An 8,998-nucleotide genomic window follows, 5' to 3' on the forward strand; every position below is an offset into this window, starting at 1 on the left:
ATTTTGGCTGCTTTTCGGACCACACAGGCCGGCAAACGGGGAATTCCTGGGGTTCGAAGATATTGCGCGTTACGCAATGAGAAACGCCGCAAGCGACAGCTATCACTATTATCGCCGCGCCCGAGCTGCACACGAACTATCACGCCGCATGGGAGAAGGCGCGGATCAGGAGACGAACGCCATGAAAGGCGGGACGCGACCGCCATTTGAGCCGGAGACAAAGGAGGTCCAGCAGGCGACGCTCTTTTGAGCGTTATTTCTTGCCGAGATATTCCATCACTTTTTCGCGGTTCGGCCCAGCTTCACGGATCGCCTTCAACGCCTTCTGCCGCGTCACCTTCGCCGTTCTCATGAGGTAGGCCACCTCGTGCTCCTGTTCGGAAACGAGCTCGCGGTCGCGGCCTTTCTTCTTCGGATTATCTGCCATGCTTTCCTCTCGTCGACGGTCTACCACGAGCCGCCGGACAACCATCTATTGCTGAGATAGTCCTTCGCTTTCACCCCGGCAGGGTTTCCTTCACGGAGGGCTTCCTGCACCATCCTTCTCCTATAGGCCGCATCTTTCTCATCACTGGCGACCCCATGCCCCTCAGTGGAAACGAGATCGCGGTTACGATCCGGCTCCTTGTCATTATCTGCCACTCTTTTTCTCCATGTACTTGGATGAAGAATAGGAGCGGATCACACTTCGGCAAGGGCGGGCTTATGACGCGTCTCTAGGTGATGTCATAGTCCGGGGCGCGCCGTCGACCGGTAAGGATTTCACCGTATCAGGGACGTCCACGGCTCAATCAGTGCCTCGATGTTCTCAGCTTCAGATTTCCTCTTTGCTCAATTCAACTCGAGGTACGGCGCGGCATTCCTGCTGCGCCGGGCTTTTGCATTCGATGAGCCCCGCATCAACGCCGCAACTGAGCGCGGTCTCGCCGGCTGGCCTCGTGCTGGCCGGACATGTCGCCTCTTACTTCAAGCGCTTGAGGAGTTCCTGCGCCACGGCGGGGGCCGAGGCCGGATTTTGGCCCGTGATCAGTTCCCGATCGGTGACGATATGCGCGCTGAAGGGCGCATCGGACTGACTATAGCGAGCACCTGCTTGCGTGAGAGCATCCTGCGGATAGAACTTCATCGCGCCGCCGCCGAGCAAGCCCTTTGCCAGTTCCTCTTCCTCATTGCTGATCACAGTGAGGTTGTAGCCGGCATAGATCCATTCACGGTCTGCTTTCGCTGCGCCTTCGGTTTCCAGCTGTGTGGTGAAAGCCTTCGGGTCCCGCAGGGTCGAGATGAGCGCGATGGGGCCATGGCAGGCGAGCGCGGTCGTCTTGCCCTGTTCATGGAAATGCGTCAGCACCTTGCCGAGCTCAGGGCTGACAAGAAGATCCTGCATCGGGGCATGGCCGCCAGGGACGTAGACCGCGTCGAAATGGTCGTAGCCGATCTGCTCGACCCGCGCGAGGCTGATTACGGGCGAGGCAGTGTCAGACAGCAAGCCGATTTCCTCAAGCTGCGCTTCGCTCGCCTTCATCGCAGCTTCGTCTCCGCCGAAATACATCTTGTCGATAGAGGTCTTGTCGATGGACGGCGCCGTGCCCTTGGGGGTGGCGAAGGTGATCTCGTGACCGGCATCGAGCAGCGCCTCGACCGGCTGCATCAGTTCGTTGAGGTAAAAGCCGGTCTGGAATACCTTGCCGTCCTTCAGGTCGAGATGGTCTGAATCGGAAAGAACCACCAGCACGTTTGCTGCATGGGCGCTGGCGGCGCTGAAACCGAGGGCAAGGGTGATGGCGAGGCGACGCAGGTATTTCATCGTCTGTCTCCGGATGCTTGAAAATTTGCGTTGTCAGGAGTGTGTTGCGGGCTGTGTCAGCCGGCGATCTTCGCCAGCCGATGCAGCGAGAAATCGGCGAAATAGTCGCCGACGCCGCTGGCCAGAAACCGCTGCATGGCAGCGCCTTCCATGTGCGCCCGCCACTGTGCGTCGGTCTCCCAGCTTTCGACGAAGATGCGAATGCGGCCGTCATCGAGGGACTGGTGCAGTTCGTAGCGAAGGCAGCCGTCCTCCATGAGAGTCTCGGCGACGAGCTTTTCCTGGGCAGCCCCAAGGGCCGCCTCCTTGCCGGCTTTGGCGGTAGTCATGGCAATGATGGTGAGCGGAGAGTTTGACATCGAACGCGCTCTCTCAGGCAATCGTGTTGACGAGGCCGCCCTCGGCGCGCAGTGCTGCGCCGTTGGTGGCCGACGAACGCGGGCTGGCGAGATAGGTGACGAGGTTTGCCACTTCTTCTGCCTCCACCATCCGCTGCAGGATCGAAGCGGAGCGCGCAGTGGCGAAGAATTCGGCCTCGATCTCTTTGATCGGAGCGGAAGGATCGGTGGCCTGGCTGCGCAGGAAGGTCTCGATGCCTTCCGAACGGGTCGGCCCCGGCAGCACCGCGTTCACCGTGACGTTGGTGCCGCGCGTCAGTTGCGCCAAGCCGCGCGAGACGGAGAGTTGCGCCGTCTTGGTGGTGGCGTAATGGATCATGTCGGGCGGGATGGCGAGGCCGGACTCGCTTGAGATGAAGATGATCCGACCCCAGTTCTGCTCCAGCATGCCAGGCAGGTAAGCGCGCGACAGGCGTACGCCGCTCATCACGTTCACCTCGAAGAGATGGTTCCAGTCAGCGTCGGTGATGGCGCCGAAGTCCTTGCTTTCGTAAATGCCAAGATTATTGACCAGGATGTCGACCGACGGCGCGGCCTTGGCGATGGTCGCTGCGCCATCAGCGGTGGCAGCGTCTGCGAGAACGCCGGCAACGGATTCCCCGCCGGACGTCTTGATGTCGGTGATGGCTATGTCGAGCTTCGGCCGGTCGCGGCCGGTGATGATCACATTCGCGCCTTCGCGGGCGAGCGCGCGGGCGATTTCGAGCCCGATACCAGCGGTGGCGCCGGTAACGAGGGCGGTTTTATCGGTCAGTTGCAAATCCATGACGTGGCTCCTGATTGTGTCCGAATGCAATCTATGATCTGAGAGCCCGAGGAACTATTGCCGCCGCTGGACATGCACCTGTGAATGGAGATCATCAGTGCCGCGCATTTTGATGGAACGCTCTGGCGAGATGGAGGTGTTTACGCGGGTGGTGCAGGAGGGCGGCTTCTCGGCAGCCGCGCGCAGCCTCGACATCACGCCATCGGCAGTCAGCAAGCTGATCGCGCGTCTGGAGGCAAGACTTGGCACGCGCCTTCTGATGCGCACGACCCGCGCGCTAACGCTGACCGAAGAAGGCGAGGCTTATCATCACGCCGCGCTCAAGATCTTGCAGGCTCTGAACGATGCTGATCAGGAAGCGTCGGGCGGCGCCGTTCGTGGCCGGCTTCGGGTGAACGCCACCATTCCGTTCGGCACCATGTTCGTGGCGCCGGCGATGCCCGCCTTCATCGCGCGGAACCCCGATTTGATCGTCGATCTCAGCTTCGCAGACGGTATTGTCGATCTCGTCGCGGAAAAGACCGACGTCGCCATTCGCATGGGCAACCTGCCGGACAGCGGCCTGATCGCGCGAAAGCTCGGTCAGAGCAGACGAGTGGTGTGCGCCGCGCCTTCGTACCTGGAACGCAAAGGAAAGCCCCAGACGCCCGCCGACCTCGAGCGTCATGACTGCCTGACCTTCAACTTTCGCCGCGAGCGGCCCTCATGGCCCTTCCGGTGGGACGGCCGGGAGATCGCCCAGGCGGTCACCGGAAGCCTTGTCGTCAACAACGGTGAGACGATGAAGCAGATGGTGCTGGCCGGAGCCGGCGTTGCACGGCTCGGGCTGTTTCACGTCGCCGCCGACATCGCCGCCGGAAGGCTCGTGCCTCTGCTCGAAGACTGCAATCCAGGTGATCTCGAACTGATCCACGCCATTTACGTTGGCGGGGGACCACTGCCGCATCGGGTTCGAGCCTTCATTGAATACATGATCGAGGCATTGGAAGAGTCACCCCTCCTGAAGGGCGGATAGGTGTTATGCGGGGCCGTCTAGTCGAGGTCGGTCTGGATCCAATGCGGCGAATGGTGGACGTCTATAGTCTGTAAACGCCCTGGTCCGAGATTTTCGAACCGGTGTGGGATGCCAGCCGGGCCAAACACAGCCTGACCGGCAGTCGCGTCGAGGACAGTGTCTCCAACGAAAAAACGGGCCCGGCCCTCGATCACGACAAACACCTCGTCATAGGGATGCACGTGAAGACGTGGGCCTTCGCCAGTGCGGTTGGTGCCGTAAGCGAGCACGGTCACCGGTGCTCCGAGTGTGTCACCCGGCAAAGAGCCACGCCAGGGACCTTCAGTACCCGGATCAAAAAGCGTTGCATGAGCAGGCGCGCTTCCGCTTGGCCTGACCGAATTGACGTCGAAATCTTTGCGCGTCATGTCATCTCTCGCGAATTGTCCATCTCTGTGTGTCACAGTTCAGTATGAAGTCAGCCGGCCTATCCAGAGCCGCGACCGAATTGCCCTGCATCGCGGCTCCAATCTCCGGATATCTGGCGCAGCAAGTGCGCTACGTGATCGTCCCTTCCTTACGTCGGTGAAGCCGCTCATGCGCTGTTCAGATGGAGGATGTTGCCGTCGGGATCCTTGAACCAGACCATCTTGAACCCGTTCGCATCGTGGAGCCCGTCCTTGTATGACACGCCCTCCATCTCATAGCGCTCGAACGTCACACCCTTGGAACGCAAGTCGGCAACGATGGCGTCGATGTCTGGTCCGCAGTCCCACACCACGGCATTGGCCTTGTTGGTGCCGGCAAATTCCGAACTGTAGACGACCAGATACGTCGCGCCCGTCTTGTAGACCAGCACGCCTTCCATGCCTTCGTCGTTGAGTTCAAGCCCCAGTATATCACTGTAGAAACGCCTCGCCCGATCGATGTCGCTCACCGCGACAATGGCCGAGGAAGACTTGTCATTGAGTGCGTTCATGGAATGTCTCCTTGATTGACGTCCAGAGGACGCATGACCTGCTTCGGTTCCGACACCGAAGAGGGTGGTCTCGGCAATTATCCAGAAAGTGACACAAACGAATGAGGCTGCATCGGCGATGCCAAATGTCCGCTATTCGGCTCCCGGCCCCAACGGTCGCTGCCAAGATCGCATACGGTCGCTTCGAGTTCAGTCGCGCGATAGAGGCCATAGCAGACTTTCACGAGCAAACATTCCTGGCACATCGCGCTTGGATACCAGCGAGGAACACCGACGGCGGTGAGATCTCGCGTTCGAACGATGCCTCGTTCTCGGGCCAAAGCGACAGCTCGCGCTCTGAATGCTGGTTTCGGGCGTCTTTGGCGTTGACACGGTTAGTGGAATCGAGAATTCGTAATTCGCGGTTTCATCCTGCCCGGTGAGCCAGCTTTCATTTTTTCGGGCTGATTTTCTCGTAGGTTTCCTCATGCGTATCGCATGGCTTTTCCTGGTCCTTGCGATCGCGACCGAGGTCGTCGGCCTGACCGTGATGAAGGCGGCATCCGGCTCCGGCACCTATTGGGGGCATATCGTCATGTATGCCTCGATCGCGCTCTCCTACGTCTTCCTGGCGCGAGCGGTGAAGACCATTCCGGTCGGCGTCGCCTATGCCGTCTGGGAAGGATCTGGCGTCGCCGTGATCACGCTCGTCTCTGTTTTCGTTTTCGGCCATGCGCTCTCCGGTCGCGAAATGCTGGGCCTTGCGATGGCCGTCGCGGGAATACTTCTCCTCAATGCCGGCAGGAGCGATGCCGCGGAAACTATGGCATGAGCGCGTCGGGTCTCTCCTTCGCGTTCGCGGTCGCCGCCGGTGTGCTCGATGTGGCAGCGAATCTCGCCTCGACGAAGTCGAACGGCTTTGCCCGCCGCGGCTGGGGTGCCCTTTCGATCGTCCTGGTGCTTGCGGCCTTCGCGCTCCTGGCGGAAGCGATCAAGGACATGGACTTGGCGATCGCCTATGCCATTCTCGGCGCAACCGGAATCTTCGGTACGGCCATCTGCGGCCGCCTTTTCTTCGGTCAGAGGCTGAAACCGATCGGCTGGCTTGGACTGTCACTGATTTTCGGCGCGGTGCTGGTGCTTCACACCGCCTGACGCGGCTGTCCATCTGAGCCTGAGCGCTTGTTCCTCAGGGGCGAAGCGACGGGCTGCCTGCCCGGCACCAGCAGCTGATCATCGGTTTACGAGGCGCATTCCGGCAGGATCGGCTGCCGGCTTGTCGAAGGTCAGCGTTTCGGCGCAGCCTGCCAAGCGCCCGCCGTGGGCGATCAGCGCATCGGAGAAGTCCCCCTTCGTCGTCCGGTAGGTGGCAAGCGCCAGATAACCGGCATCCGCTCGATCAGCCACGATCTCACGCGCCCGCAACAAAGTTTCAATAACGCGAGCAACGGCTTCGCGTGGCATCTTATATGAGCGCGTTAAGACCCGACGGTTTCGACAAGAACGACCTGCGAGATGTAGCCCGGCGCCTCGGATGTGAAGCCGTCAATGATCTGCGAAGCCAAAGGCGACTGGGCGGTATCATCCTGCGCCAGGTAACGCACCAGCAGGTTCGTATCGATGCCGATCATTCGCCGGTGAATCCAATGGCTATCGCTTTCTGCATATCCTCGAGACTGACCGGCCTGTCCGGACGAGGAACGATCCCCTTGAGCGATCTGATCGAATGGGAAACGGGCACAACGGCGTAGTGGCCGTCCTCCATACGGATGAAGTCCACACGATCCCCGGCGGAAAGACCCATATCGGCGCGGACCTTGGCCGGGCATGGGATGTAGGGTCAAGATTGCAGGGGTCGAGGGCGGTGCTGATGCTTGACAGCGCCTGACGGCTGTCCGTCGGATCCTGAGCGCTTGTTCTTCGGAGGCGCGGCGACGGCTGCCCTCCCCGGTACCAGCCGATCGAGAAGCGCGAAATAAAGCCCATAGGGCAGGATCCGCAGCAATTTGACCAAGTACGTAAATCGTTTCGGGAAGGTGATCTCGAAACGCGAAGACTTCAGCCCCGCGCATATCCGCTCCGCCGCCTCCTCCGTGCTCACCAGCGCGGGTCTCGGGAATCCGCCTTTCGGCACGGCCTTCGTATCCACGAAGCCGGGACAGATGACCTGCAGGCGGATGCCGATGCGGTCGAGATCGAATTTCAGGCTCTCCGCCATGTTGATGAGTGCCGCCTTGCTCGCACCATAGGCGGCGCCCATCGGCAGGCCGCCATAGCCGGCCACCGACGACATGATCGCGATTTGTCCATGCCCCTTGGGCTTCATATGTTCGACAAGCGGAACGAGGCAGTTGACGACCCCGTTGAGATTGACCGCGAAGCTTCTGTCGAAGGCGTCTCGGTGCAGGTCGTCGCCACGGACCGGCAGGACGACGCCGGCGTTGAGCACGGCGAGTGCCACCTGCCCGTGCTCGTATTCGATTTTTGCCAAGAGCCGCTCCATGTCTTTCGGATCGGTGACGTCTCCATCGAGAACGATCATCCGCCCTGCTCCGGCCGCCTCGTGCTGAAGGTCTACCAGCTTCTCGTGACTTCGCGCCGTGACGACCACCGAATAGCCTTCCTCGGCCAATCGAAGCGCCACGGCGCGACCGATTCCGGAACTCGCGCCGGTGACCCAGGCCAATCCATGTTCGGGGCGGGCGGTGAATACGGCTGTCATCTTTTCCTCGCTCGTCGACGGGGGTTCTCACCGGGGCCACCGCATAAGCGGCCGGTCCCATACCTCTCCGGACGGCAAGCGCCTGCCCCGCAATCTCCGCTTCCCGCCCGTCGATTGACGGCAGAGACGTTTTTTGCCCGGGACAGGAAAGCTGCGAAACGCTATTCCTTGCCTGTAAGAGAGAGTGAGCCGAAAACACGCCAATATTTCGGCAATCCTACCCATGAAACCAAATGTTTATCGGCTTGCCGTCGACCGAGGTTAGTGCTTGGCTAATGCCGGCACCCGTTCCGTCTAGCGCGAGGTTTTCAAAATGCCTGTTCTTCCGTCCGTGCTCGAAGCAATCGGCAACACGCCGCTGATCCGGCTAAAGGCCGTTTCCGAAGCGACCGGCTGCGACATTCTCGGCAAAGCGGAGTTCCTCAATCCCGGGCAGTCCGTGAAGGACCGGGCGGCGCTATGGATCATCCGCCAGGCCGAGAAGGCCGGGCAGTTGCGACCGGGCGGCGTGATTGTCGAAGGTACGGCCGGCAATACGGGGATCGGCCTTGCCGTTGTGGGTAGCGCACTCGGATACCGCACCGTCATCGTCATCCCCGAAACCCAGAGCCAGGAAAAGAAGGACGCGCTGCGCCTGCTTGGGGCCGAACTGGTCGAAGTTCCAGCTGTGCCTTACAAGAATCCCAACAACTACGTGAAGATCTCCGGCCGGTTGGCGGCCCAACTCGCCGAAACAGAGCCCAACGGCGCCATCTGGGCAAACCAGTTCGACAATGTCGCCAACCGGCAAGCGCATGTCGACACGACCGCGCCTGAAATCTGGCGAGACACCGACGGCAAGGTCGACGGCTTCATCTGCGCCGTCGGCTCCGGCGGCACGCTTGCCGGTGTGGCGGAAGGTTTGCGCGCCCGCAATGCGGCGATCAAGATCGGCATCGCCGACCCGGAAGGGGCGGCACTCTACAATTTTTATGCCCATGGCGAGCTCAAGTCGAGCGGCAGCTCGATCACCGAAGGCATCGGTCAGGGCCGAATCACCGCCAACCTCGAAGGCTTCACGCCGGACTTCGCCTACCAGATTCCCGATGCTGAAGCGGTACCCTACGTGTTCGATCTCATCGAACAGGAAGGTATCTGCGTCGGCGGCTCGACCGGCATCAACATCGCCGGAGCCGTGCGGCTTGCCCGTGAGCTCGGGCCGGGACACACGGTCGTGACGATCCTCTGCGACTATGGTAACCGCTATCAGTCGAAGCTCTTCAATCCGGACTTCCTGACCTCCAAGGGCTTGCCGGTTCCGGACTGGCTGAAGACGACCTCGAACATAGCAGTGCCATACGAACCCGCTGGATAGGA

Annotated in this window: 13 protein-coding genes and 1 pseudogene; 4 read left to right on the forward strand and 10 right to left on the reverse strand. The window is 60.8% G+C overall.

Going from position 1 to position 8,998, the window contains the following annotated elements:
• Positions 1 to 253 precede the first annotated feature (253 nt).
• The 5 genes from AC5J09_RS20380 to AC5J09_RS20400 all read right to left on the reverse strand — a co-directional run bounded on the left by AC5J09_RS20380 (position 254) and on the right by AC5J09_RS20400 (position 2,968).
• A complete protein-coding gene (locus AC5J09_RS20380) occupies positions 254 to 427 on the reverse strand; it encodes a DUF3606 domain-containing protein (RefSeq protein WP_100674268.1) in 174 nt (57 codons plus the stop codon).
• 20 nt (positions 428 to 447) lie between these two features.
• On the reverse strand, positions 448 to 642 hold the full coding sequence (locus AC5J09_RS20385; protein ID WP_494298358.1) for a hypothetical protein: 195 nt from the start codon (positions 640 to 642) through the stop codon (positions 448 to 450).
• Positions 643 to 961: 319 nt separating this feature from the next.
• Entirely contained in the window at positions 962 to 1,804 is an 843-nt protein-coding gene (locus AC5J09_RS20390; protein WP_275600033.1) for a type 1 glutamine amidotransferase domain-containing protein, read from the reverse strand.
• A gap of 56 nt (positions 1,805 to 1,860) precedes the next feature.
• The gene (locus AC5J09_RS20395; protein ID WP_324763392.1) at positions 1,861 to 2,163 is read right to left on the reverse strand and encodes a putative quinol monooxygenase; all 303 of its coding nucleotides are present in this window, start codon (positions 2,161 to 2,163) and stop codon (positions 1,861 to 1,863) included.
• A gap of 13 nt (positions 2,164 to 2,176) precedes the next feature.
• Complete coding sequence (locus tag AC5J09_RS20400; RefSeq protein ID WP_494298359.1) at positions 2,177 to 2,968, reverse strand: SDR family NAD(P)-dependent oxidoreductase; 792 nt, start codon at positions 2,966 to 2,968, stop codon at positions 2,177 to 2,179.
• Positions 2,969 to 3,065: 97 nt separating this feature from the next.
• Here AC5J09_RS20400 and AC5J09_RS20405 point away from each other — a divergent pair, with 97 nt between their 5' ends.
• The gene (locus AC5J09_RS20405) at positions 3,066 to 3,983 is read left to right on the forward strand and encodes a LysR family transcriptional regulator (protein WP_494298360.1); all 918 of its coding nucleotides are present in this window, start codon (positions 3,066 to 3,068) and stop codon (positions 3,981 to 3,983) included.
• A gap of 17 nt (positions 3,984 to 4,000) precedes the next feature.
• On the opposite strand, the gene AC5J09_RS20410 is transcribed toward AC5J09_RS20405, so the two are convergent.
• Together AC5J09_RS20410 and AC5J09_RS20415 are read right to left on the reverse strand one after the other, a co-directional pair.
• On the reverse strand, positions 4,001 to 4,390 hold the full coding sequence (locus AC5J09_RS20410) for a cupin domain-containing protein (RefSeq protein WP_494298361.1): 390 nt from the start codon (positions 4,388 to 4,390) through the stop codon (positions 4,001 to 4,003).
• 167 nt (positions 4,391 to 4,557) lie between these two features.
• The gene (locus AC5J09_RS20415) at positions 4,558 to 4,941 is read right to left on the reverse strand and encodes a VOC family protein (RefSeq protein WP_275597950.1); all 384 of its coding nucleotides are present in this window, start codon (positions 4,939 to 4,941) and stop codon (positions 4,558 to 4,560) included.
• A 466-nt stretch (positions 4,942 to 5,407) separates the two neighbouring features.
• Here AC5J09_RS20415 and AC5J09_RS20420 point away from each other — a divergent pair, with 466 nt between their 5' ends.
• Together AC5J09_RS20420 and AC5J09_RS20425 are read left to right on the forward strand one after the other, a co-directional pair.
• Positions 5,408 to 5,752: an SMR family transporter gene (locus AC5J09_RS20420; protein ID WP_494298362.1), complete on the forward strand. Its 345-nt coding sequence runs from the start codon at positions 5,408 to 5,410 to the stop codon at positions 5,750 to 5,752.
• On the forward strand, positions 5,749 to 6,075 hold the full coding sequence (locus AC5J09_RS20425) for an SMR family transporter (RefSeq protein WP_100674260.1): 327 nt from the start codon (positions 5,749 to 5,751) through the stop codon (positions 6,073 to 6,075). Before AC5J09_RS20420 ends, AC5J09_RS20425 begins: the two co-directional genes overlap by 4 nt.
• Before the next feature lie 78 nt (positions 6,076 to 6,153).
• Here the strand turns inward: AC5J09_RS20425 and AC5J09_RS20430 are convergent.
• The 3 genes and pseudogenes from AC5J09_RS20430 to AC5J09_RS20440 form a co-directional block, all read right to left on the reverse strand.
• Positions 6,154 to 6,551: pseudogene (locus AC5J09_RS20430) on the reverse strand (type II toxin-antitoxin system VapC family toxin).
• Positions 6,548 to 6,754, reverse strand: coding sequence for an AbrB/MazE/SpoVT family DNA-binding domain-containing protein (locus tag AC5J09_RS20435; protein ID WP_494298928.1), 207 nt, complete (start codon positions 6,752 to 6,754; stop codon positions 6,548 to 6,550). Before AC5J09_RS20435 ends, AC5J09_RS20430 begins: the two are co-directional and overlap by 4 nt.
• A gap of 6 nt (positions 6,755 to 6,760) precedes the next feature.
• The gene (locus tag AC5J09_RS20440) at positions 6,761 to 7,642 is read right to left on the reverse strand and encodes an SDR family NAD(P)-dependent oxidoreductase (RefSeq protein WP_494298363.1); all 882 of its coding nucleotides are present in this window, start codon (positions 7,640 to 7,642) and stop codon (positions 6,761 to 6,763) included.
• Positions 7,643 to 7,955: 313 nt separating this feature from the next.
• Here AC5J09_RS20440 and AC5J09_RS20445 point away from each other — a divergent pair, with 313 nt between their 5' ends.
• On the forward strand, positions 7,956 to 8,996 hold the full coding sequence (locus AC5J09_RS20445; protein ID WP_494298364.1) for a cysteine synthase A: 1,041 nt from the start codon (positions 7,956 to 7,958) through the stop codon (positions 8,994 to 8,996).
• Positions 8,997 to 8,998: the final 2 nt, after the last annotated feature.

The organism is Sinorhizobium sp. (assembly GCF_059070375.1).